Below are 24,319 nucleotides of genomic sequence, written 5' to 3'. Positions count from 1 at the left end.
GGAGCGCACGTGGCCGCCGCCGATCATCTGCCGGATACGCTGCGCGATGCGGGCGTCTTCCTCGCGCGCGAACTCGCGCCGTTTCCCGGCCGCGTCAACGTGATGCTGCGCTGCCTGCTGACGAGCGCGATCGTGATCGTCGCGTCGATGGCGCTCGAAGTGCCAGAAGTCGCGCTTTCGCTGATCGTCGTGTTCTACGTCACGCAGTCGAACGTCGTGGTCACGCGGCTCGTCGGCATGCTGTTCATCGTCGGATCGACACTCGCCATCGGCCTGTCGATCCTGCTCCTCAAGTTCACGTTCGACTATCCGCTGGTGCGCATCGTCGTCGCGAGCGTACTGTTCTTCTGCAGCGTGTATCTGCTTCGCGTGACGAAGATCGGTCCCGTATTCTTCGTGGTCGCGATCGTCGTGATTTACGTGCAGAGCTTCGTGGACCGGATCGATCAGGCAGATCTGTTGATTCGTGCGGTGCTGTGGGTGTGGGTCGCCATCAACTATGCGATCGCGCTGACGCTCATCGTGAACACGCTGCTGCTGCCCGCAGAGCCGCGCGTGCAGTTGAAGGCGGAGATGCATCGGCAACTCGCGGCGCTCGACGCGCGGCTCGCGCATCTTCTCGATGGCGGCGCGCAGGCCGTCCCGGTCACACCGCAGATGGTCCAGCAGGGCGCGATCACGCTGCAAAAGCTGCTGCGCTTAACGACGATGCGCGACGCACACTATCGCGAGAACCAGGCGTTGCAGCTCGCGCGCATTGCGACGGTGTCGCGTCTTTATCGCAGCGCGAGCGATTGGCCCGATACGGCGGCGCGCACGCCGGCCGCGCATGCGCTGGTGCGCGAGTTGCGCGCGAACGCACGGGCGCTCGACGAATCCGTGACGACCGACGCACCCTATCGCTACATCGAAACGGCGGCGCCCGACGAACGCGATTTCGCCGACGCGATGCCCGCCGCGGCCGAAGCACGGCGCGCGCTGCATGCCTACGCCCATCTTGTCGCGCGCGACGCGGAGCCCGGCAAGCCGCCACCGGACGAGCCGATGATCGCGGCCGACGCGTGGAGCAATCCCGCATACCTGCGCTTCTCGTTCAAGACGCTGCTCGCCGTGCTGGTGTGCTACGTGTTCTACAACGCGGTCGACTGGCAGGGCATCCATACGATCATGCTGACGTGCGTGATCGTCGCGCTGCCGACTCTCGGCGCGTCGACGCAGCGCGCGCTGCTTCGGCTGGCGGGCGCGCTCGTTGGCAGCGCGTTGGCGCTCTTCATGACAGTGTTCGTCGTGCCACATTTCGACAATATCGTCGGCCTGCTGCTGATTACAATGCCTGTCTTCGCAATCTCGGCGTGGATCGCGGCCGGGTCCGAGCGGATCAGCTATGCCGGCACGCAGATCATGTTCACGTTCTCGCTTGCGCTGCTCGCGCGCTTCGAGCCGATCACCGATCTCACCGAAATCCGTGACCGGATGGTGGGCATCCTGCTCGGCGTCGCCGTGGCGACGTTCGTGCAGATGTCGTTCTGGCGTGAAGGCGAGGGCGACGTGCTGCGGCACAAGCTCGCCACGATGCTGCGCGCGATCGCCGTGCAGCTGCGCGCGCCGCTCGCGGCCGAAGGCGGGCATGACGCGCTGCTGCATGCTCAGCGCCAGTTGCAGGCGTGGGCCGTGCTCGCCGATTGCGAAGCGACGCTCTCGCGTGTGGCGCTGGAACCCGGCTGGCAGGAAGGCGAGCACGCACAGCTCACGATGCGCGGCCAGACGGTGCTCGCGCAAGCGCGCGAGATCATGCTGGCAAGCGATGCGTTGGCTAACGCGCTGTCGGCGCATGGCGCGTCGGCGAGCCCGCGCACGGCCGATGACGTGCGCTCGGCGCGGGAACGGGCCGCCACCGATCTCGACCGATACGCCGACGGCCTCGACGCCGATCCGCCCGCCGCGCATGGTCCGTCGCGCGCGGCGATGGCCGGGCCCGTCACCGGGCCCGCCGACGCGCCGCTCGCCAACGCCGCCGACGAATTGTCGCGGCAGGTAGCGGGACTGCCGGATTGGCGCGTCGACGCTTCGGGGGCGGCTGTATCGAGACAGGCGTTGCGAACATGAAATGGCTCCGATCCGTCTTGTGCTGCGTGTGGATGCCGTGCATGGCGGCGGGCTGCGCGCTGATCCATCACGACAGCGCGCCGTATACCGAAATCGCGCCCGAGCAGATTGCGCTCGCGGACGACGTCCATCTCGCGCGTGAGGGCTGGCCCGCCGCGCGCTGGTGGACGCGCTACCACGATGCGCAGCTCGATGCGCTCATCGATCAGGCGCTCAGCAATGCGCCGACGATGGTGATCGCGCGCACGCGCGTCGCGCAGGCCAAGTCGGATGTGGAACTCGTCAAGACGGGATCGAGTCTCCAGATAACCGCGCTGGCGTTGCTGAATCGCGAGCATGTGTCCGCGCACGGTTTTCTCGGCCCGTTCGCGCAGAACGAACCGGCTTTGGGGCTGACAGGCCCGTGGTACACGGAAGGCATCGTCGGGCTCGGCGCGAGTCTGAACGTCGACATCTGGGGCAAGCAGCGCGCGCAGATTGCCGCGTCAGTCGGCGTGAGCAATGCGCGCCTCGCCGAGACGTCCGCTGTCGAACTCGAAATCTCGACGGATATCGCGCAGCTTTACTACGGCATTCAAACGACTTATCAGCTGATCGATCTGCTGAACGAATCGCATGAGGTCGCGGCGTTCGCGGTGCAGGCCCACGAAGCGCGTGCGGCGTGCGGTCTCGAATCCCGCACGTTGCTCGAAGACGCACGCGCGCAGCAACTGGCGATCGAACGGCAGATCGTGTCGGCGCAAGCGCAGATCAAGCAGTTTCGCGAGTCGTTACGCGCGCTGATCGGCGCGGGTCCGGACGGACTGCCCGCCATCGAGCCCGTCGCGCTGCCTCGTTCGAAAGCCGCGCTGCCCGCGACGCTTTCGTATGAACTGCTTGCGCGGCGGCCCGATTTGCAGGCGATGCGATGGTATGTCGAGTCGTCGTTCGACCGTATCGACGCGGCGAAGGCGGCGTTCTATCCGAGCTTCGACATCAAGGCGTTTTTCGGCTTCGACGCGTTGCATCTTGCGGACCTCTTCACGCATGCAAGCCAGCAGATCAACCTGATTCCGGGCCTCTATCTGCCGATATTCGACGGCGGCCGGCTCAACGCGAACCTGAGCGGCGCGCGCGAGGGCAGCAACCTGCTCATCGAGCAATACAACCAGGCCGTCCTCAATGCGGTGCGCGATGTCGCGCAGACGGGCAGTCGTCTCCAGGCCCTCGACGCCGAGAGCGAATTGCAGAAGCAGCGAATCGAATCGCTGGCGTTCGCGAGAGACAGCGCCGAGGCCCACTATCAGCGCGGACTGACGAGCCGTCTCGCTGCGCTCGAAGCGCGCCAGCCAGTGATCGCGGAGCAGGTCGCGCTGCTCACGCTCGACGGTCAGATGATCAGTCAGGAGATCACATTGACGAAAGCGCTCGGTGGCGGCTATCGCGCCGATCCGCCCGTCGAATTGAAGCCGCGCTGAATGGCGCTTACCTGTGAGGTCAGGCACATGGACAACGACACCGACCCGGTCGGCGCGCGTATCTCGCCGCGCGACGCCGTCACGGAAACCGCGCAGATTCTTTGGCACCTGCGCGGTATTCTGGCAATTCTGCTGCTGCTTTTCTTATTCTGTCGATTGCGATGTACCTGGCTGGAGGCGCGGTCAATGCAGGCACGCGAACGCGTTCATCGATGAGCGAAACATTCTATATCTGTGCGGTGACTGCGTTGACCGTCGGCTACGGCGACGTGGTGCCGACCACCGCGATTGGCCGCATCGTCGCTGTCGTGTTCGGATTGCAGGGTTTACTGGTGACGGGCGTCACTACGGCTTCCGTCGTTTTCGGCATCCAGGCGGCGGGCCCTACGCGCGGGTATCGTGCCACGTTGAACGCGCATCCTCGTGTCATCCGTGGACGAAAACCATCAACCTCTATTCGTGAACGATTGAGGCCAACGGCGAAAAAGCGCAGTTCGAGAGGCACGCCTCTCTAGATTAGGCAGCCTGCTGCCTGGCAACCCGGCGGATTGTTTGCGGAGGTTGGCCCAGCGTTCTGACGAATGCTCTGCGCATCCTTTCGGTGTCCCCAAATCCAGTCTCCCTCGCGATTACTGCAAGTGAGAGCTCTCCGGCATCGACGAGGCTGCGAGCGGCATCGACGCGCAGTTTCTCCACCACCTGCGCAGGAGACTGTCCGGTCTCAGTCTTGAAGATTCTGCTCAACTGTCTAGGACTCACGTGCGCGATGTCAGCGATGGCTTCCACCGAAAGGTCCTTGTGAAGGTTGGCTCTGGCGAAGGACAACACCTTTTGTATGCGGTCGGACCTGGGCTGAAGCTCCAGCAGCGCCGAGAACTGGGACTGGCCACTGGTACGCCGGTGGTAGACCACAAGACTCATTGCCACGGCCTTTGCCACCTTCGCTCCATGGTCTTCCTCCACCATGGCCAAAGCCAGGTCGATGCATGCGGTCATGCCGGCCGATGTCCATATGCCTCCGTCGTTCGTAAAGATCCGGTCCGGCAGAACATTCACTTGAGGGTGTCGCCGCTGAAGCTCCTGAGCCGCGGACCAGTGGGTGGTTGCACGGCGACCATCGAGGACCCCAGCTTCCGCGAGAATGAACGCGCCCGTGCAGATGCTGCCCACTCGCCTGCAAGCCTGCTCGGCGCGCTTCAGGAATGACCTCATTTTCGGTGTGGAACTCGGAACCGGAATGGAGCCTGGGACGAGCAGCGTATCGAACGCCGCATTGCGGAACTTGCACGAGTCCACGGTCGCGCCCGAATAGCTCGGAACCGGCCCCCCGTTTTCGGACAGCCGAACTTGCCGGTAGGACTCGTACCCGAGCGTCCTGTTCGCCAACTCGAATACGGTAATCACGGCGAGGTCGAGAATCTCGAACCCCGGGAAGATCAACAATGCTACGGTCTTCATGGATGTCTCAAAATGCCGCAATCGGCAATTGGAGCCAGCATAGCTTTGCCACGATTTCGATGCAATTCTGGAGCCATATCGCGAGCACTGATTGTCCCAAAACGCGGCGTTTTTGTCTTTTAAGCCGCTGTCAGATGCCTCACCATACACATACCGCTTTGCCATCTTCCCGACTGCTTTTGTCTATATATATGCATATGCACACACAATCGAAAGATCCAGACATTCCTGGATCTGACCTCAACGCCCAAGCCCGATTTCTCGAACACCCCTGGCGCGACGTTTATGCTCTGCGCGCGGACCTGACATGCTGGCTTCGGTGTCGCGCGAGGGGTATTGAATGAATAGCATTGCACTGACCTGTACCGCTGCCCTTGGTCTCCCTCTGTTCGCTCTTGGACTCTCCGTTTCAATCCTGCGCTCTCGCGTCGGCGTGCTAAGTGGCTACGCATCTGAACCCGATCAGTTGCTGACCAAACTGGTGCGCGCTCACGGTAACACCGCCGAGTACGTCCCATTTCTGGCGGTGCTCTGTTTGTACCTCGGCTCTCAGCATCCGCCTTACTGGCAGCTCTGGTGCATGGTCGGCGCAACTGCCTGCCGTTTGCTCCTGGTGGTCGCGCTAATTGCCTGGCCGTCCATGCAGAAACCCAATCCGGCCCGAGCTATCGGGGCTTTGGGAACATACGCCTTCGGAGCGGGCCTCTGTGCTGCATTGCTCACTGGCCACTAGCCCTTTGATCGCGTCGCGTGATTGTCCGTCGCTCATCGCAATGGATACGACGATCGCCATTCGCGGTCGGCGCAAAGTGTGCAGTGTCGACTCAAACCGCGCGCGTTCACAGCGATATGACTGAACCTGAAGAGAAGAGGTACCGATGTCGAATCAGATCAACACCCGCCGTCGACGCTTTCTGGGGACGGCGGTGGTCAGCGTGGGTGCGATGGAATCGGTCTTTAGCGGGCTGGCGAACGCGCAAGTCGAGGAGTCGAGCCAGCCCGCTGCAAGCGCGGACAACGCGATGTCGAATAGTTCGTTCGGTGCGATCAGGCAGATCGATGCCGGCGTTCTGAATGTCGGATATGCCGAAGTTGGTCCGGTCAACGGCCCGGTCGTGATTTTGCTGCACGGCTGGCCCTATGACATCCACAGTTTCGTCGACGTCGCGCCTCGGCTCGCGTCGGCCGGCTATCGGGTCATCGTTCCGTACGTGCGCGGCTACGGTACGACGCGTTTTCTTTCCGGCAATACGGTCCGGAATGGCCAGCAGTCGGTGCTGGCCGTCGACGTCATCGCACTGATGGACGCGCTGAAGATCCAGAAGGCCATCCTCGGCGGCTTCGACTGGGGTGGGCGCACGGCCAATGTCGTCGCCGCGCTGTCGCCGGAGCGCTGCAAGGCACTGGTTTCGGTGAGCGGCTATCTGATCGGCAGCCAGGCGGGCAACAAGGCGCCCTTGCCGCCGAAGGCGGAACTCGTATGGTGGTATCAGTTCTACTTCGCGACTCAGCGTGGCAGGCAGGGTTATGAAGCCAACCGACACGACTTCGCAAAGCTCATCTGGCAACTTGCGTCCCCGAAATGGAACTTCGATGATGCAACGTTTGAGCGATCCGCAAGAGCCTTCGAAAATCCGGATCATGTTGCCATCGTGATCGACAACTACCGCTGGCGATTGAGTCTCTCAACCGGGGAACCCCAATACGACGCGCTGGAAAAGCGTCTCGCGGCCGCACCCGTCATCACTGTGCCGACGATCACCCTCGAAGGCGACGCGAATGGCGCTGCTCATCCGGAGCCTGCGGCGTATGCGAAGAAGTTCGTGGGCAAGTACGCGCACCGGACCATCACTGGTGGAATCGGTCACAACTTGCCGCAGGAAGCCCCCAAGGCCTTTGCGGACGCAGTGATCGAAGTTGCCAGCTACTAAGGGCCTACGTGCCGAACCTTGAAGACGGCTCAGGTGGGCAATCACGAGAGTGCTTGATCACTCATCGCTAGCCCGACTGATTGCCAATAGGAGCAAGAGTGTTAAACGATATCCCTCCCCAGACCCTGTCGCGCCGTCGCTTTGTTGGTGTCGCAGCGGCGACCGTTGCTGCTGCCTCGTTGAGCCGGCTTGCTTTCGCAGAAACGAATCAGGTGATCACTGAAGTCGCACAACCAAAGGGCGGCGACAAGACCGCTATCCGTCCGCTTCGCGTGCATGTGCCGGAATCGCAACTTGTCGATTTACGCCGGCGCATCAAGGCGACACGATGGCCTGAGCGGGAAACGGTCACGGATGCATCGCAGGGCGTGCAGCTCGCGACCATGCAGAAACTCGCGCGTTACTGGTCGACGGAGTACGACTGGCGCAAGATCGAAGCGCGGCTCAATGCCTTGCCGCAATTCGTCACCGAGATCGATGGGCTCGACATTCACTTCATCCATGTTCGTTCGAAACACCAGAATGCGTTGCCGATCATCGTGACGCACGGATGGCCCGGCTCGATCATCGAGCAGTTGAAGATCATCGATCCGCTGACCAATCCGACGGCCCATGGCGGGAGTGCATCGGACGCCTTCGATGTCGTGATCCCGTCGCTGCCCGGCTACGGTTTCTCAGGCAAGCCAACGACAACCGGCTGGGACCCCGCTCGCATTGCACGCGCCTGGGTTGTTCTGATGCAGCGTCTCGGATACAGGCGATACGTGGCGCAAGGTGGTGATTGGGGGAACGCTGTCACGGAACAGATGGCGCTGCTCACGCCGCCGGAACTGCTCGGCATCCATACCAACATGCCGGCAACCGTACCGGACGACGTTGCACATGCATTGAAATTCGGCGATCCGGCTCCCGCCGGTCTCTCGCCCGACGAGAAGCACGCATTCGATCAGCTCGACTTTTTCTATAAGCACGGTCTCGGCTATGCGCAGGAGATGGCGGGCCGGCCGCAAACACTGTATGGGATCGAAGATTCGCCTGTCGGCCTCGCGTCGTGGATGCTCGACCACGATGCAGCCAGCCTCGCGCTCATTACGCGCGTGTTTGATGGACAGTCCGAAGGTCTTTCGCGAGACGACATTCTCGACAACGTCACGCTTTATTGGCTGACCAACACCGGAATATCGTCGGCCCGACTGTACTGGGAAAACAAGTTCAACTTCTTCGAGCCGAAGCACGTCACCATTCCGGTTGCCATCAGCGTCTTTCCGGACGAACTGTACGCCGCCCCGCGAAGCTGGGCGGAGCAGGCGTATCCCAAACTGATCCACTACAACCGTCTCACGAAAGGAGGACACTTTGCCGCCTGGGAGCAATCACACGCTTTCACGCAAGAGGTTCGCTCGAGCTTCCAGTCGCTGCGCTGAGTTCAACGTTGAGGACGACCGTGCCCCGCGCGCTCGTCAACTTGGACACGCGCAGCTTCGGTCAAGCGTTGCTGTGGCCCCGCACGCGGAACACACCGGTGGCGAAGGTCGCGCGTAATCCCGATATCCTGGACTCTTCGCGGTTCCCGCTCACACACCTCGGGCGTCTCATGATGATCGGTTAATGGACGTTCACCTTTGCTGTTCAACCAACCGAGTCAGGTCTATATCGATCTGTCACCGTTTGGATGCGGCGATTGCCGTGAGGCAGCAACGGTAGGCAGGCGGGATAGGTACATAAAAAGTTCACGATACCTACACCGTTATCGGACTAAAGCGTGGGACATGTCAGCACGCGCGGCAAAGGCATGGCGTTCACTGCAGCCTTTGCCAACCTTTTGGCGCCTATCAGGGCACATAGTCGTGGGTTGACCACGACGCCGCCGTCAGGGAATTAAACCCGTCGCTCTTCCTATTGCGACAGCCTGAGTCCGGTTCCTGGCACCGAGCTTGGCACTGATCTTTCGCAAATGGGACTTGACGGTAAGTTCTGAAACGAACAGTTTTTCGGCGATGATCTTATTGCTGTGTCCCGCTGACAGCAAGCGCAGTACATCCAGTTCGCGCGGCGTCAGTGCTTCGCACGATGGCGACGGCTTGCCTGCCGGAGCCTCCTTGCGAAGCACCAGACCTGGATACGATTGATCGGCGAGTGCCAGCAAGCCATCTACGAACGCCGGCACGACGCCTAGCGTCGTCATATCGTTGCGATGCTGTTCAGCCCAGCCGAAGACGAGCGACATCAGCGGAAATCCCTCATCGACGAAGACTCGTATAAAGCCCTCGTGGCTGGCAAGCTGAAGGGCTTTTGTGAGTTCTGCGAATGCCGCCCTTCGCTCGCCCAGGCCGTCGAGCGCGAGCGCCAGCAGCAAGCGGATTTTCAGCGCGCGCCAGTATCGCTGGCAGGCAGTCGCGTGATCGAGGGCGTCGCGCAGCACGCCTTCTGCGAGCTTGTATCGGGCTGACGCAATGTCGAGGCGCGCACGCGTGAGTGACGGCAGATCGATATCGTTGGCGTGAAAGGAGATTTCCGGGCTTTCCCATTGTGCGTGTTGATACGCCGCGCGCAGCGCCTGCTCCGCAGTTTACAGGCGGCCTTCAAGTGTCGCGACACGGGCACGTTCGAGCCATGACGAACACACGGCTCGGTCCAGCGTGATCGAGCGGCCCAGATGTTCCAGTTCCGCCAGTAGTCGCAGCCATTGCTCGCGATCGCCGCGAATCAGGGCAACTCGCGCATAGAGCACATGAGCGGCAATCAGCGAGTCCGGCGGGCTTACGCTCTTGGCGAGCGGCAGCGAATCGGCGAGCAGCCGCGAGACTTCTTCGAGCTCGTTGGCTTCGTAGAGCGCCAGCGAACGGGAAATGTCGATGCTGGTGCGGTTTCCCGCCACATCATCGCGTTGCTCCCGCCATTCATAAGAGGAGGCAGTGGCCATCCGCGCAAGCGCGGTGCCAAGACGGCCTTGCACGAGATCGATGATGCCTTCGATTGCTTCCGCCATCGAGCGCATCACGACGAACGGATGACCATTCCTTCGCTGAAGGCCGCACGACAGCACGCTACGCGCTTCGTCGTAGCAATGCGTCGAGACGAGGCTGTAGGCCAGCGAATTGGTGAGCGTGAAATAGGGGAAGTCGGCGTCGTTGGGCAACCGTTTCAGGATTGCGAGCCCTGTTTGCCGGCTCGCCTCCACCTGGTCGGTCAACGCGAACAGCACGCTGCGCAATGCTTCGGCCTCGAGTGCCAGTTCCTCTCGCTGCGCGTCGCGCGCCCCTTCCGAAGCGATATGCTGCACAGTGCGCAGCGCCTGCGCATAACGGCGATTGAGCAGCAGCACCCAGGCGTAAACCAGCCGTACGTGGGGCATCGAAGCGAGCAGGGCAGGATCGATGCGATCGAGCCAGCGCATCAGCAAACGGATGCGGCCAGCGCCAAGGAAGCGTCGTGCGTGCCGGCTGATTTGCTCGAGTGCGGCCTGATGTTCTGCTGCGTCGAGCAGATGCTCGATGGCGGGAATCGGCTGTCCATTTTCGAGGAACCAGCTAGCGGCGGCCCAGTGAATCTGCGCTTCGCGCCCTGCGTGCGCGACGTGAAGCCGGTGGCGCAGGAAGCTCCCGAACAGCCGGTGATAGCGATAGCAGTTGCGCTCGCCGTCGAGCGGAACCAGGAAAAGATTCGAACGGTCGAGGTGATCGAGGATCTCGCGGCTATCGCTACGTCCTGTCACCGCATTGCATAGATCAGCCGAGAATTGCGGCAGTGCGCTTGTGTCGAGCAGAAAGGCGCGGCAAGCCTCGCTTTGCTGCGCGAGGATGTCATCGTCAAGGAACTCTGCCAGCTCGATATGGGTACCAGAGAACGACGAGACGAAGGCGGCATGATCGGTTCTGTTACGCAGTGAAAGTGTCGCGAGATAAATGGCCGTCGGCCAGCCCTCGGTGCAGCGATGGAGCATGGCGATTTCGCGATCGCGCAGCGGTATGGCGCAACTTTCACGAATGAATCGCGTAGTCTCGGCCAGTGAGAAGCGCAGTGCGCCAGGCGAGATATCAAGCAGTGCGCCGCGCGCACGGATGCGTCCGAGTCCGATCTCCGGTGTGCCGCGCGAGGCGACAACCAGCATGCAGCCTGGTGGCAGCGCTCCGATCAAACGCTGTACGAAGGCCAGCACGGGCGGGTTGTGGATCGTCTCGAAGTCATCGATCAGAATGGACAGTGTTCGCGTATGCGCAGCGATCCGTTCGATCAAAGCGTTGCAAAAGCGCTCATCGCTACTCGCATGGAGGGAAGCATGATCGTCGCGCGTTGCGCCGGACAATGATTGCAGGCCGGCGTGGAAGTGCACCAGGAAGCGTCGCAGATCATTATCGGCGTCGTCGAGCCGCAGCCAGACGGCGTCGCGGCGGTGTATCCGGCACCAGGCCGCGTACTGCTGCAAGAGCGTGGTTTTGCCGAAGCCCGCAGCCGCGCGTATCAGCACGAGCCGCGCGGCATGCGCGCCGGTGATTGCGTCGATCAGTTGCGGGCGGGCGAGTTGCGTCGGATGGTTGGCGGGCGGACGGAGTTTGGATGCAACGATGCCCGGCGTACTGCTGTCATTGTTTCGAGCGCCAACGTCGCCAAATGTACTCACCGACTCAACTCCGAAATCTCTGCCCTTGAGCCATGTTACTTGCAAGGGCTGCAAGGACATGGCCCGTGTATATGCATATATGCAAGCTTACCGCGCGAATGATGCCCGGATTTTCGACACAAGCGAAATCATTATCCCATCCAATTCCTCGAGTCGCCGCGGCGCAAAATCTTGCCGCGCAATTCTTCCATAGTCGCAAAGCGTCGTCGTAGTTCGTTCGAACTATTCGACATCCGTCCGCGATTTCCTCCTTTCGATACAGGACAACACGCGTGGCGCCCCCTAAGGTATCGATTCGAGCAAGGATCGGCCTTCCCCGAATCAATGGCCGGCACAAGAACACGGAGACATCATGTACCTGACCCAAGGCTTGCACCGTTTCGTGCAACAGTCGCCCGACCGCGCGGCCGTCATTTTCGGCGAACGCTCGGAGACGTTCAGCGAACTGCACGGCCGCGTCGCACGGCTGGCGGGCGCGATGCAGAAACTCGGCACGAAGACGGGCGAGCGTGTCGCGATGCTCGCGCTCAACTCCGACCGCTATATCGAGTATCTGCTGAGCGTTTGGTGGGGCGGCGGGGTAGTCAATCCCGTCAACATTCGCTGGAGCGTGGCGGAAATCGTGTATTCGCTCGACGATTGCGACACCGTCATCCTGATCGTCGACGACCACTTTCTGCCGATGGCCGCCACGATTGCAGATAGCGCGCGCAGTCGTCCCGTCCTGATCTATGCAGGCGAGGGCAGTGCCCCTGCCGGCATGCTTTCGTATGAGCAGTTGATCTCCTATACGTCCCCCGTCGACGATTCCTTTCGCGGCGGCGACGATCTTGCCGCGATCATGTACACGGGCGGCACGACCGGTCAGCCCAAGGGCGTGATGCAGTCGCATCTAAACCTATGGTCGTCAACCGTGTCGCGCATGGCGGAATATCGCCACTTCGAGGGCACGACTGTATCGCTGCACGCGGCCCCGCTGTTCCACATCGCAGCGATGGCACGCGCGGTCGGCCACTTCACCGCGGGCGATACCCACGTGGTACTACCATCGTTCGACCCGCGTGCCGTGCTCGAAACGATCGAGCGTCACAAGGTGGAAGAATTGTTGCTGGTGCCCACCATGCTCCAGGCCGTTCTCGAGCACCCCGACTTCGGCGCACGCGACCTGAGCACGCTGAAGCGCATCTACTACGGCGCATCGCCGATTAGCGCGGCCGTGCTCGATACCGCGCTTGCCGTGTTGCCCGGCATCGAATTCTTTCACGCGTACGGACTCACGGAAGCATCGCCCGTCGTATCTGTGAATCCACCCCTCAATCACTCAACCGCAGCGCGGGCTAGCGGGCTCTACCGCTCGGCCGGTCGCGCCAGCCTCGGCGTCACGGTGAAGATCGTCGATGAGAATGATGTGGAAGTGCCGCGTAACACGATCGGCGAAATCGTCGTGCGAGGCGCGAACGTGATGCAGGGCTACTGGAACAGGCATGAGGAGACCGCGCAAACGCTGCGCAACGGCTGGCTCCATACGGGCGACGGTGCTTATATGGACGACGACGGCTACCTGTTCATCGTCGATCGCATGAAGGACATGATCGTGACAGGCGGTGAGAATGTGTACTCGGCTGAAGTCGAAAGCGTGCTGTCTCGCCACCCCGCCGTCGTCCAGTGTGCGGTCATCGGCATTCCGAATCCGCGTTGGGGTGAGGCCGTCCATGCCGTGGTCGTGGTACGGCCGGGGAGCAATCCGAGCGTAGATGATCTGCGGGAGCACTGCCGCCAGTTCATCGCCGGATACAAGTGTCCGAAATCCGTCGAGTTCCGCTCGGCAATGCCGCTTTCCGCGGCGGGAAAAATTCTCAAGCAAGACCTGCGCGCGCATTACTGGGAAAACCAGAGCCGGCAAGTTGGCTGATCGGTTGTCTTCATTTCATTCGCTATACGACTCAGCGCCAGAACGCAGGTGTCCATGCAAACACCTGCATCACACGCTGTTCTGCAGCCGCTTCTTTTCCACGAAAGATTCAAGAGGGCATGTGCGTCAACACCGCGCCCCCTTCTGGTTTCACCCGTAGGACCAGTAGTGCAACCATCCGCCAACGAGCGGGGATACATAGAAAGGAGACATGCATGCGCTTTAGCCGGATGAGCCGTGGCATTGGAGGCGTGATAGTGGCAATGGCAGGGGGCACAGCAATGGCCGATCCGTCGAGCGTGACACTCTACGGAGTTGCCGACACTTTCATTCAGTACCTGAATAACGGCGGCATGAGCTCCGTTTCGGAGCGTGGCGGCGGCAGTACAGGCTCGATGTTCGGCTTGCGAGGCAGCGAAGATCTCGGCGGAGGTCTCAAGGCTGACTTCGATGTGGAGAATGGCTTCAACATCAATAACGGAACGGGGTTCATCGACACATCCGCATTGTTTTACCGGCAGGCGTGGGTGGGATCGAGCCATGGCGACTACGGCACGTTGACGTTCGGCCGCCAGTACGAGCCGAGTTTTCGAGCGATCTACCCAACCGATCCATTTCGGGCCAACGACATCATGTCGCCACTGTCGGCCGGCGTATTGGCCGTAGACCGCAACACGTTTTCAACGCAATACGTAGCGGGACGGGCCAGCAATTCGATCCTCTATCAGTCGCCGGTGCTGGCAGGATTCCAGATCGATGCCATGTATGCTTTCGCGGCGACGGTCACGCAACCGACGCCCGCCACGACGGGCAACATTCTGGACGTTTCCGCCTCATATAACGGGTACGGACTGTACGTCGGCATTGCCTATCAGTACCAGCATTCGGGGTTCGCTACCATACCCGGCCTGCCCGCCGCGCTGACGCTCGCCAACACGGAGCACTATTCGGCGGGAGTCGCATATCGCATCGGCGTCGTCAATCTGCAGGCCAACTACTCCTACAACCACGCAAAGGATGTACCGACGCATTCGCTTGCGGCATTGCTCGACACCTCGCACCCATACAGTCTCGCTGAAGTAGGTGCAACGATCCAGGCAACGCCAGCGGACGTGTTTGAAATCGCAGGCATCAACCGTAACGTGCGCGGCGCCGAAGACAGTACATGGGGAATTCAGGCGGGTTACGACCATTCGTTGTCAAAACGCACGAGCCTGTACGCGCGCGCCGGCTATATGAAGAATCATGGTGAAGCGAGCACAAGCTGGCCGGGTGTTCGCGTGCAGGCGCAAGGTACATCGCAGACCTTGGCGTTGATTGGTATGACACACCGTTTCTAGTCTTGCGCGACGGATGTGCGGGCGCCGTCACGAAAGGCGTCCGCGCCCTTGACGCGGCTTCATGGGGACTTGGCGATTCGAGCCTGCGGGCCTCGCGATGGCACCAGGGCGCAGCGTCGAGGATAGCGGGAGGCCGAGGCTCTGAGGTGGTCTTCTTGAAACTGGCGATGTAGCGGTTATCGCCCGGCAAGGATCACCCGAGCAGGCCAACGAAACTCGCCTTGACCCGAAAGAATTGCTTTCCACACTCCCTCGGCTAGTTTCGGTAATGGACGACCAGACTGATCGTCTCGACGCTTGACACCGTAAGTCCTTCCGCGAACAGCACAAGTCTGCCTGGCGCGCACGGCATACCTCGCCGTGCGCTACCGCAGGGGTCATTGTCGGGGTGGTTCAGGGTCTCTTCAAATGGCAAGTTGCCGTCGCCGTGGCGAGAAGCTTTCCGTCGAGAGACTTCAAAGTGCCTTCGGAAGTTGCGATGTTCCGCGAGAGATGGACCGTTCTGCCCTCCGCCACGACGTCCTGATCGCGCGGCACAGGTCGCAGCATCTTCACTTGCAGGTCGATCGTGCCATACCCGACTCCGGGCTCCAGCATCGAGTGTACGGCGCAACCGGTCACGGAATCTAGTACGGTTGCGGCGAAGCCGCCGTGCACGCCACCCAGTGGATTCAGATGTTGGCTGCTGGCGCGCGCTGTCATCTTCACATATCCGGCATCGACCTCGGCAAACGACATGGGAATCGTTTCTCCCATCGAAGCGCGGGGCATATGGCCCGAAGCAACTGCGCGCAGCAACTCAAGACCGCTCATTTCCGATGAATGCATCCACTCCCTCCGGAACGACTTTGCGTTTAGATATTCGCTTCGAAGTGTAAGTTATTGGCGCGGAAATGAACGTCGTAGGAGTTGACGATCTGTTAACTGAAACTTGACATCGGAATGGCGGCAAGACCCCAACGCTCGCTTCACAACGTAACAGCACTGCGCCGCAGCGATCCTCATCGACCACGATACCGCGCACGCTCAGAACGAAATTCGACGGCGGGTGGTTAGCATTCAACAGCGGCGATAACTAAGCTTTGACGCGCTTGCGAGACGTGCGCGTACCCACGTGCTTCTCAGAGAGAGCGCATTGCTGGATCACGCGCTGGAGATGATCTGGACCGGCCGTGATCGCGCTAAGCAAGGTCATCAAGACAAAATCGATCAACTTTGGTATAGCGACTTTGGTGTCCGCCCGCGGCGCGCGGTTCGCGAGGAGCAGCGTGGCGAGACCGTGTTCCATGCTCCACGCGGCATGGGTCACCAGCTTGAGATCGGCCTGGGTCCAGCCAGTCTCAATGGCCAGCGCCTCAATCGTCTCGCAAAACAACCCAAAAGACCTGTTACTCTCCTCGATGAGTTCTGGATACGCTTGATGCGCGACGATGCGAGGCCCGATCATCAGGCCGAACAGCCCATTGTGACGCTGCGCGAACTCAACATACACCCGCATCATCCGGTACGCCTTGGAAAGCGACGTATCCTCGCTGTCACGGATCGCAACGCGCAGCGCTGCGAGGTCACGATAACCACTCGCCGCGATCGTGGCCAGCAACTCGTCGATACCTGAAAAATGTCGCGAGGGCGCGGCTTCCGATACGCCCACCATGCGCGCGAGGTAACGCAGGCTCAAGTCCTGTGCTGATACATCCATGAGCGCGCTGCGCCCCGCTTCGATGAGCGCGTTGCGCAGATTGCCATGATGGTAATCCGCGCTCTTCGCGATAGATGACTTAGGACTCACGTAGCCTTCGTTCGTGGAGTACGACAAGGAATCGATTATAAATTCTGCGTAGAGAGGTACGCAATATTGCGGATCACGTGCTGACAACCGTGTTTTCCTATAGGCATTCTAGCCGCGTGATGGCGCCGTTGGCTGTCAGACCAGGGCGCATGCCTGGCGCGCCCACGTCGACATCGATTAATCACGTTGGGCATCGAACCGATACATCGTCAACGGGCGATCGCCTTTTGGCAATGCGCTGCACGCCAAAAAGAAGAACCACGACACCAAGTGCCTGCACACAGGCGATCATGATGAACCCGCTCGCGTAAGTTCCTGTTGCGTCGCGGACGTATCCAATCAGAAAAGGCGTAACGAAGCCGGCGACATTGGCGACAGAACTGATCAACGGCACGCCGACCACTAACGACCTGCCGCTGAGAAAACCGACAGACATTTGCCAGAAGAGCGTTATACCCGCCCCCGTTCCCGCGAAGCCGAGGACAAGCAGCAAAAACGTCGCGATAGTACTGCTGTGCCATACGAAAACGAGCGCCGAAAGGCTCACCGCTGTAAAGACCGACGCCAACGCACAGAAGAGCCGCCGACGCTGCGCACTGCCCCCGATGCTGCAGATGAGCACATTGCCCAATGCTCCTAACGCGCAGGCACCAGCGACTGCACGGCCAATCTCTTTGTATCCGCCGAATCCCGCCTCACGAAGTATCGTCGGCGAGAAGAAAAACAGTGCGGCGGTAGCGGCGAGGAGGCAGAAGTAGGCGGCGCTCAAGATCCAGACGGCTGGGTTGAGCAACAGACGACTGCCGTCTTTGCCGGTATCGCTCATCGTTTCGGCGTTCTGTCGGAGATCATCCTCGACGAGCGTACGCTGACGCGCGGAGAGCCACCTGGCGCCGCGAGGCAGATCCGGAAGCATCATGAACGCGACGCACGCCAGCACGACCGTGGGGATCGCCTGACCAAAGAACATCCATCGCCAGCCCTGAAAGCCGGCCAGTCCGTTCATGTGCTCGAGCACGAATCCCCCCGTTAAACCAATCGTGACCGTCGAAAAGAGTGATCCCGAATGGAAGATGCTGAAGTTACGCGTGCGCCTTTTCCCCGGGAACCACGCATTGAAGTACAACACGACGCCCGGGTAGAAGCCGGCCTCGAACACGCCGAGCAGGAACCTCAGCACGTAGAACGACGGCGCGCTATTGACGAACGTCATCGCGACGCTCGTTAGTCCCCAGGCGCCGGCAATGCCAGCAAGCACGGCGCGTGCACCGAACTTCTTTTGCAGCATCGTAGTAGGGACGCCGAACAGCACGTAGCCGACGAAGAAGAGGCCGGCCCCCAATCCATACACCGTTTCGCTGAAGCGCAGATCCACTACCATTTGCAACTTCGCGAAGGCAACGTTTGAACGGCCGACCCACGCCAGCATCCATAAGCCAAACAGTATCGGCAGTATTCTCCATTGCGCCGCAGCGTAGGCCTTCCGAAGGAGGGCATTGTCATCCGACGATGACGCCTCTACGCAGGCTTGTTTCATCACTTCCATCCAGTCCTCCTCCGACGTGTTGTGTTGATACCGTAAATACGAGGTGTATCGCGGTGATCAGAGCTCCTCGTCCGTCACTTTCTGCAACTCACTCGCTTGCGCAAGAACGAAAGCGTCAATCTTCTTCGCGGACGGTAGCGCGCCGCCGACCAGAACGCCGGTATCGATTGCATTGCGAATTTCGGTATCCGCCATTCCCGCTTCGCGGAACACCTGTTCGTTATGCTCGCCGCGAAACGCGGGCGCGCTGCGCATCCCAAGCTCGTCGTCGGAGAAGTGCCACGGATAGCCGTGTATCAGATATGAGCCGCCGCGACGATCCGTGATCTCGTGAACCGCACCCCATTGCTTTGCCCAATCGGTCTCGGCCAATTCCTTCAGCGTACGAATCTGGCCAATCGCGATCTTGGCCTCGTCGAGTTGCGCATCGAGTGTCTTGAGATCACGGAACGACAGCATCCACGTCTGGATTACCGCGTGCAGTGCCTTGTAGTTCTGCAGGCGGCGCTCAGCGGTGCTGAAACGCGGATCCTGCGCAAGGTCCATACGGCGCATTGCGCGCAAGTAGTTCGGAAACGTATTGCTGCCGACGATGCTTTGCGCCGCCACGAACTCTTCGCCACCAGGGCCGACGAAATGCGGTCCGTCGGCGGCGCCGAGGATGCCCGGCTCGGCGCCCGTATCGACACCCGCGAGATCAAGGTGAGCGCGTTCGTTGATCGACAGCATCACAGCCGCCATCGCGACGTCGATGTATTGACCGCGCCCGGTGACTTCACGCTTTCGCACTGCCGCGAGCACGGCGATGGTTGCTTGCAGGCCAGCATAGACGTCCGCGTGGGACAGGGGATCGGTCCATCTGCGACCGTCGCCCGCGCTGTCGAAATGGCGCAGCGTGTTGTGCGTGAATCCCGTTTCGGCCTGCACGGTCGGCGCGTAGGCCATGCGCGACGCCCACGGGCCGCGCTGGCCATAACCTGTGATCGATACATAGACCAGCCTTGGATTGCGCTTCGCGAGTGTGGCGTAGTCGAGTCCAAAACCCTTGAGCGTGCCGGCCCGAAAATTCTCGACGATGATGTCAGCCTCGTCGCACAGACGCAGCACGAACTCACGTGCGCCCGGTGCGTTAAGATCGATGCTGATATTGCGCTTGCCGCTATTTTGCTGAGCGTAGTAGCCCGACATGCCATCGCGATTCGGGAACGCGGCACGCGACACGTCGGGCCGCGGTGGCTCGATCTTGATCACGTCAGCACCGAGATCGGCTAGCGTCCGCGCGCACAACGGGCCGGCCAGCACGCGGGAAAAATCCACGACCTTGAGTCCTTCGAGCGGTCCGGCCATGTCAATTTCCTTCGAAAACGGCGGTGCCGGGACCGGCCTTTTCGAAGGCCTCGAGTCCACGTTTGAGATCCTGCGATGCCCAGATCGGCTTCTGCAGTTCGAACATCGCATCGTCGGCAGCAGCCACGCCCTCGTTGACCGCGACCCGGACGAGCTGCTTGGTAGCGGCATGCGCAATGGTCGGACCGGCGGCCAGTTCCTGCGCAACCGACAGCGCCACTTCATCGAGCTTGTCGTCGGGCACAACGAGATTGATCAAGCCCCAGCGTTCGAGGGTAGCCGCGTCGTAACGGCGACCGAGCAACGCGAGTTCTTTCGCTCGCGCTGGACCGGCTCGCATCACCTGACGCTGGATGCCGCCGAGCAGCGGATGCAAGCCGAGTGCGACCTCGACCGAGCCGATCTTGGCCGATTCGGCAACGACGCTGAAGTCACAGGCGAGCGCCACTTCGAATCCACCGCCGAGACAGGTGCCGTTCACCGCCACGACGATCGGGATCGGTAGTGATTCGAAGCCACGCAGCACCTCAAGCGGGTCCATCAGTGCTTTACCTTGCCTGGCAATGCGATCTGGAAAAAGCGCTACTTCGGCTCCTGCCGAGAAGTGCCGCAGACCACTGCGCAACAGGATCGCGCGCGAGCCGCGTTTCACTGCCTCTTCGAATTCATCGAGTAGCGCGCGATACAGTGTCGGGCCCATCAGGTTGTGCGGGCGACGGTTCATCGCAAGGACCGTTACGTGGCCTTTGATTTCTGTCTGAACAATTGCTTCGTCCATCTTTGCTCCATTTCCTCAGATTTGCACGTCTCTCGGCTTAAATGTTAACGTGTATAACATGTGGCTGAAATATAACGCCAGGATTAACTTGAATACGGTTGTCTCTCAGATTCGGTGGTTGATCAATGCCAATGAGTGAAGGCACAACTGGCGCCCATCGCGGTTCGAACTTGCGCGGGAGGGAATACGCGCCATATGCCATCGTCGTGACGAAAGAAGAACATCGCCGCGCGCTCTCCTGTCTTTGACACCTCTACACGTACATAGCGTTGCTGCCCGGCACGGTTGTTCCGAAACTCGACGACTCTAACCTGATGCGTTGCACCGGGCGCAAGCCAATGCTCGACCAAAGTACGTAGCGATTTTCGTTCACAAGCCAAAACTTTCTCCAGAAATCCGCAACAGGGAGAGCGTGGTAACGGACGTTTACCGTTCGCGAAAGATCACAATCGCGAAGATCAAAGCTGAGCGGTGGATGCAGACGGCGGCGTCGGTTGGTACTTGGGAGCATTTCAATCATCGAGGCCTGCAACGACGCGTGCGTCCCTTTCGGCTCCGTCTCCCAATACGGCCAACGCTTCCTGATAAGCCTCACTCTGAAACGTAGCGAGTGCCTGCTCGAAGCTCGGAAATTCGACTACGACGGTCCGTTCCTTGAGACCCGCCTGAAATGCAACGACTTCGCCGCCCCGCACCAGAAATTTTCCACCCGCGGCTTTCACCACCCGGGTCGCGAGGACGCCGTACGCCGCGAGCTTGCTTGCGTCATGGACTGCCCGATACGCCGCCACCCAATATCCCTTCGCCATTTCGCTTCCCCAGTTGAAAGAAGATACGTGATCATGGTAACGGTGTTAACATGAATATCAATGAGGGTTTTTCCTGGCCATAAAACGCTGGTCAGAATGCGTGTTAACGGTGTTAGCATATGCCAATGCGATGACTCGATGCCAACCTTTTCGCGGAGAACTTCATGCCGTACACGACGACTAATCCTGCAACGGGCGAACTGCTCGCCACCTACGCCGACATATCCGATGAGCTGCTCGAAACGAAGCTCGCTGCCGCGCAGCGCGCTTTTGAAACTGACTGGCGCCGCCGTCCCGTCAGCGACCGGGCGCGCATTGTGTCGCGCGCGGCGGCGCTGTTGCGCGAGAAGGCCGACGAGTACGCAGGCTATCTGACGCTGGAAATGGGCAAACGCAGCGGCGAAGCACGCAAGGAAGTGGAGTCGTCGGCGAACATTCTCGACTACTACGCAAAACATGCGCACGCGTATCTGCAACCGCGCCCGCTCGCGGAAGCGCCCGGTGCAGCCGTGCACATCGAGCCAATCGGCGTGCTCTTCGGCATCGAGCCATGGAATTTTCCGTACTACCAGATCGCGCGCGTAGCCGGGCCGCAACTGATGGTCGGCAACGTCCTGCTGCTCAAGCATGCGGAGAGCGTCCCGCAATCGGCGTTGGCCTTTGCCCGGTTGTTCGAGGAAGCGGGCGCGCCTGAAGGCGTCTATACGAATCTGTTCATCTCGATCGAACAGGCTGGCCGCGTCATCGACGATCCGCGGGTCCAGGGCGTGACACTGACGGGCAGCGAGCGCGCTGGCGCCGCCGTCGCCGAACGCGCGGGCCGCAATCTGAAGAAGGTCGTGCTCGAACTGGGCGGCAGCGATCCGTTCATCGTGCTCGAGGATGCGCCGCTCGACTGGGCGATTCAAAGCGCGGTCGCAGGCCGCATGCTCAATGCGGGTCAATGCTGCGTGGGTTCGAAGCGCATCATCGTGGTCGGCAAGGAACGCGGTGACGCGTTTCTCGAAGGCTTCACGCAGCGTATGGCATCGCTCGAGACGGGCGATCCAACCGATCCGGCGACCGCCGTCGCGCCGCTTTCATCCGAGCGTGCATTGCGTCTGCTGCTTGAGCAGATCGATCGCGCGGCTTCGCATGGCGCGCGCATCGTGTGTGGCGGAAAGCGCGTCGCGCGCCCAGGCTTCTATTTGCAACCGACTGTCCTGACCGACATCTCGCCGCAGAATCCTGTCTTCGCCGAAGAGCTGTTCGGCCCGGTCGCAGCGTTCTACGTCGTCGAGGACGAGGCCGCCGCGATCGCGCTCGCCAATGGCACGCCATACGGACTCGGTGCGTCGGTGTTCACCACGAATACCGAACGCGGCGAGCGAGTCGCCGCTCAGATCGATAGCGGGATGGTGTTCATCAATCAGCCGTTCGGTACGTCAGCGGAACTGCCGTTCGGTGGCGTCAAACGGTCAGGGTTCGGCCGCGAGCTTTCGCAGCTCGGCTTCGACGAATTCGTCAACAAGAAGCTGATCCGGGTTGCGCCAGTCGGGGCTTCACCGTTCGGCCCAGCGCGGGCCGCCTGAACGCGCGAACGACGACGCCTGATTCTTTTCTCTTTTGAACAGACACCATGAGCAAGACAATTATTAGTTGTGCACTCACTGGCAGCGACGATAACTGGCGTGTGAATCCAGCAGTGCCGGTTACGCCCGAGCAGATCGCCAATGAGGCCATTGCCGCATGTGAGGCGGGCGCGAGCATCGCGCACATTCACGTTCGCGACCCGAAGACCGGCGCGCCAAGTACAGAGTTGGCGCTCTACCGCGAAGTCGTCACGCGTATCCGCAATAGCGGATGCCCGATATTGATCAACCTGACCACAGGACCCGGGGCACGATTCGTTCCCAGCGACGAAGACCCGAACCGGGGAAGCGAACTCAGCACGATGATGTCGCCCGAGGCGCGCGTGCGGCATGTGCTCGAATTGCGTCCGGATATCTGCACGCTGGACATCGCGACCATGAACTTCGGCAATCGTGCGTTCGTCAACGTGCCCGACCATCTGATCAAGATGGCAACCTTGATTGAAGAAGCTGGCGTGAAGCCGGAACTCGAGGTATTCGATCTGGGACACGTGCGGCTGGCACGCCATCTGATCGAAACGCAGGGCATCCTGCAGGCTCCCTTGTTCCAGTTATGTCTCGGCGTGCCTTGGGGCGCGTCCGCCGATACCGAGAGCCTTCTTCAGATGAAGCGCTATTTGCCCGAGAACGCTCGCTGGTCAGCATTTGGCATCTCTCGCGCCCAATTTCCGATCGTCGCGCAAAGCGTGATTCTCGGCGGGCATGTCCGCGTCGGCCTGGAGGACAACCTTTACCTTGCCAAAGGGGAACTGGCGCCGGGCAACGCGGCGCTGGTCAAACGCGCGGTCAGTATCGTCAAAAGTATCGGCGGAGAAGTGGCGACACCTGACGAGGCTCGCGGCTTACTCGGCCTTTCCCGTCGCCAGTAGAACGGGCCGACGATGTGATCGCGCTTCGGTGCGACGAGTCGCAATCAATGCTGCGTTGCGAAAGCATTGGTTCCAGACGGTAGCCTATCCTTGGGCTATCTATAACGCCGCCTCACTCATGTCGGGTTCATCTTTGCTTTGCAGAGTGCTGGATGCTCTGACATAAGCAACGCGGCATCTATTGATGCATGGAGACAAAAATGCCTTTGTGGAATATCTATCATCCCCCCGGTGCCTACACGGCAGAAGACAAGCAGGAGATGGCGAAGCGAATCGCCGACATTTACATCATCCCTCGCTTCTATGTAGGCGTTCTGTTTCATGAACAGCCGAAAGACTCTTTCTTCATGGGAGGTGAGTCGCGAGGTGATTTTGTCAGAATCAGATTGGATCAATTCGCCAGACATATCTCCAAGGATGTCACGTGGACGGAGTCGTGGTTGCGCAAGGCGAACGCTGCAATTGCGCCATTTGTCCAGGAGCGGGGCTACCACTACGAGCTGCATGTCGGCGAAACGCCGCGAGAACTGTGGTTGATCGATGGCATTCGACCACCTCGGCCCGATACGGAAGCTGAGAAGAAATGGAAGCTTGAAAACCGGGCGTCGCCGTATGAGCCGAGCGAAGGTTGAATCGCTCAGCTTCATCTGAAGCCATTGGCAGGCTGAACTCAATCGACTGCGATGAAAGCCCGGCTTTCATCGCAGTCTCTCCCAACCGTCTGG

Annotated in this window: 21 protein-coding genes; 12 read left to right on the top strand and 9 right to left on the bottom strand. The window is 60.6% G+C overall.

Annotated features, from left to right (window positions below; genetic code table 11):
- Positions 1–9: 9 nt before the first annotated feature.
- Genes VSR68_RS07460 through VSR68_RS07445 form a run of 4 tightly spaced genes read left to right on the top strand, consistent with a single transcriptional unit; the run spans position 10 to position 4,078 of the window.
- Entirely contained in the window at positions 10–2,106 is a 2,097-nt protein-coding gene (locus tag VSR68_RS07460) for an FUSC family protein (RefSeq protein ID WP_342939206.1), read from the top strand.
- A complete protein-coding gene (locus tag VSR68_RS07455; protein ID WP_342939205.1) occupies positions 2,103–3,563 on the top strand; it encodes an MdtP family multidrug efflux transporter outer membrane subunit in 1,461 nt (486 codons plus the stop codon). The genes VSR68_RS07460 and VSR68_RS07455 overlap by 4 nt, the downstream gene beginning before the upstream one ends.
- A 27-nt stretch (positions 3,564–3,590) precedes the next feature.
- Positions 3,591–3,779, top strand: a complete 189-nt coding sequence (locus tag VSR68_RS07450) for a hypothetical protein (protein WP_342939204.1) — start codon at positions 3,591–3,593, stop codon at positions 3,777–3,779.
- The gene (locus VSR68_RS07445) at positions 3,725–4,078 is read left to right on the top strand and encodes a potassium channel family protein (RefSeq protein WP_342939203.1); all 354 of its coding nucleotides are present in this window, start codon (positions 3,725–3,727) and stop codon (positions 4,076–4,078) included. The genes VSR68_RS07450 and VSR68_RS07445 overlap by 55 nt, the downstream gene beginning before the upstream one ends.
- 1 nt (position 4,079) lies before the next feature.
- Here VSR68_RS07445 and VSR68_RS07440 read toward each other — a convergent pair whose 3' ends face one another.
- Complete coding sequence (locus VSR68_RS07440) at positions 4,080–5,021, bottom strand: GlxA family transcriptional regulator (protein WP_342939202.1); 942 nt, start codon at positions 5,019–5,021, stop codon at positions 4,080–4,082.
- 340 nt (positions 5,022–5,361) lie between these two features.
- Here VSR68_RS07440 and VSR68_RS07435 point away from each other — a divergent pair, with 340 nt between their 5' ends.
- The 3 genes from VSR68_RS07435 to VSR68_RS07425 all read left to right on the top strand — a co-directional run bounded on the left by VSR68_RS07435 (position 5,362) and on the right by VSR68_RS07425 (position 8,376).
- On the top strand, positions 5,362–5,754 hold the full coding sequence (locus VSR68_RS07435) for an MAPEG family protein (protein WP_342939201.1): 393 nt from the start codon (positions 5,362–5,364) through the stop codon (positions 5,752–5,754).
- A gap of 145 nt (positions 5,755–5,899) precedes the next feature.
- Positions 5,900–6,952 (top strand): alpha/beta hydrolase, encoded by a 1,053-nt coding sequence (locus tag VSR68_RS07430; RefSeq protein WP_342939200.1) that lies wholly within the window; start codon positions 5,900–5,902, stop codon positions 6,950–6,952.
- 98 nt (positions 6,953–7,050) lie between these two features.
- Positions 7,051–8,376: an epoxide hydrolase gene (locus VSR68_RS07425; RefSeq protein ID WP_342939199.1), complete on the top strand. Its 1,326-nt coding sequence runs from the start codon at positions 7,051–7,053 to the stop codon at positions 8,374–8,376.
- A 446-nt stretch (positions 8,377–8,822) separates the two neighbouring features.
- On the opposite strand, the gene VSR68_RS07420 is transcribed toward VSR68_RS07425, so the two are convergent.
- Both VSR68_RS07420 and VSR68_RS07415 read right to left on the bottom strand, forming a co-directional pair.
- On the bottom strand, positions 8,823–9,506 hold the full coding sequence (locus tag VSR68_RS07420; protein WP_342939430.1) for a helix-turn-helix transcriptional regulator: 684 nt from the start codon (positions 9,504–9,506) through the stop codon (positions 8,823–8,825).
- A 15-nt stretch (positions 9,507–9,521) separates the two neighbouring features.
- The gene (locus VSR68_RS07415) at positions 9,522–11,633 is read right to left on the bottom strand and encodes a helix-turn-helix transcriptional regulator (RefSeq protein WP_342939198.1); all 2,112 of its coding nucleotides are present in this window, start codon (positions 11,631–11,633) and stop codon (positions 9,522–9,524) included.
- A gap of 292 nt (positions 11,634–11,925) precedes the next feature.
- Here VSR68_RS07415 and VSR68_RS07410 point away from each other — a divergent pair, with 292 nt between their 5' ends.
- Together VSR68_RS07410 and VSR68_RS07405 are read left to right on the top strand one after the other, a co-directional pair.
- Positions 11,926–13,485, top strand: coding sequence for a long-chain-fatty-acid--CoA ligase (locus tag VSR68_RS07410; protein WP_342939197.1), 1,560 nt, complete (start codon positions 11,926–11,928; stop codon positions 13,483–13,485).
- Positions 13,486–13,700: 215 nt separating this feature from the next.
- Positions 13,701–14,825 (top strand): porin, encoded by a 1,125-nt coding sequence (locus tag VSR68_RS07405; protein WP_342939196.1) that lies wholly within the window; start codon positions 13,701–13,703, stop codon positions 14,823–14,825.
- 393 nt (positions 14,826–15,218) lie between these two features.
- Here VSR68_RS07405 and VSR68_RS07400 read toward each other — a convergent pair whose 3' ends face one another.
- The 6 genes from VSR68_RS07400 to VSR68_RS07375 all read right to left on the bottom strand — a co-directional run bounded on the left by VSR68_RS07400 (position 15,219) and on the right by VSR68_RS07375 (position 21,094).
- The gene (locus VSR68_RS07400) at positions 15,219–15,653 is read right to left on the bottom strand and encodes a PaaI family thioesterase (RefSeq protein WP_342939195.1); all 435 of its coding nucleotides are present in this window, start codon (positions 15,651–15,653) and stop codon (positions 15,219–15,221) included.
- A 247-nt stretch (positions 15,654–15,900) separates the two neighbouring features.
- Positions 15,901–16,701 (bottom strand): TetR/AcrR family transcriptional regulator, encoded by an 801-nt coding sequence (locus tag VSR68_RS07395; protein WP_342939194.1) that lies wholly within the window; start codon positions 16,699–16,701, stop codon positions 15,901–15,903.
- A 94-nt stretch (positions 16,702–16,795) separates the two neighbouring features.
- Complete coding sequence (locus VSR68_RS07390) at positions 16,796–18,160, bottom strand: MFS transporter (protein WP_342939193.1); 1,365 nt, start codon at positions 18,158–18,160, stop codon at positions 16,796–16,798.
- A 57-nt stretch (positions 18,161–18,217) separates the two neighbouring features.
- A complete protein-coding gene (locus VSR68_RS07385) occupies positions 18,218–19,507 on the bottom strand; it encodes a CoA transferase (protein WP_342939192.1) in 1,290 nt (429 codons plus the stop codon).
- Position 19,508: 1 nt separating this feature from the next.
- Positions 19,509–20,285 carry an enoyl-CoA hydratase/isomerase family protein gene (locus VSR68_RS07380; RefSeq protein WP_342939191.1) on the bottom strand — a complete coding sequence of 259 codons (777 nt, stop codon included), beginning with the start codon at positions 20,283–20,285 and terminating at the stop codon, positions 19,509–19,511.
- A gap of 512 nt (positions 20,286–20,797) precedes the next feature.
- Entirely contained in the window at positions 20,798–21,094 is a 297-nt protein-coding gene (locus VSR68_RS07375; protein WP_342939190.1) for a DUF1330 domain-containing protein, read from the bottom strand.
- Between the two features lie 164 nt (positions 21,095–21,258).
- Between VSR68_RS07375 and VSR68_RS07370 the strand changes: the two genes are divergently transcribed.
- The 3 genes from VSR68_RS07370 to VSR68_RS07360 all read left to right on the top strand — a co-directional run bounded on the left by VSR68_RS07370 (position 21,259) and on the right by VSR68_RS07360 (position 24,226).
- Complete coding sequence (locus VSR68_RS07370; RefSeq protein WP_342939189.1) at positions 21,259–22,665, top strand: NAD-dependent succinate-semialdehyde dehydrogenase; 1,407 nt, start codon at positions 21,259–21,261, stop codon at positions 22,663–22,665.
- A 47-nt stretch (positions 22,666–22,712) separates the two neighbouring features.
- On the top strand, positions 22,713–23,594 hold the full coding sequence (locus tag VSR68_RS07365; RefSeq protein ID WP_342939188.1) for a 3-keto-5-aminohexanoate cleavage protein: 882 nt from the start codon (positions 22,713–22,715) through the stop codon (positions 23,592–23,594).
- Positions 23,595–23,794: 200 nt separating this feature from the next.
- The gene (locus tag VSR68_RS07360; protein WP_342939187.1) at positions 23,795–24,226 is read left to right on the top strand and encodes a tautomerase family protein; all 432 of its coding nucleotides are present in this window, start codon (positions 23,795–23,797) and stop codon (positions 24,224–24,226) included.
- Positions 24,227–24,319: the final 93 nt, after the last annotated feature.

Source organism: Paraburkholderia phymatum, assembly GCF_038900715.1.
GTDB lineage: Bacteria > Pseudomonadota > Gammaproteobacteria > Burkholderiales > Burkholderiaceae > Paraburkholderia > Paraburkholderia phymatum_A.
This window is presented reverse-complemented; position numbering and strand designations above follow the sequence as displayed.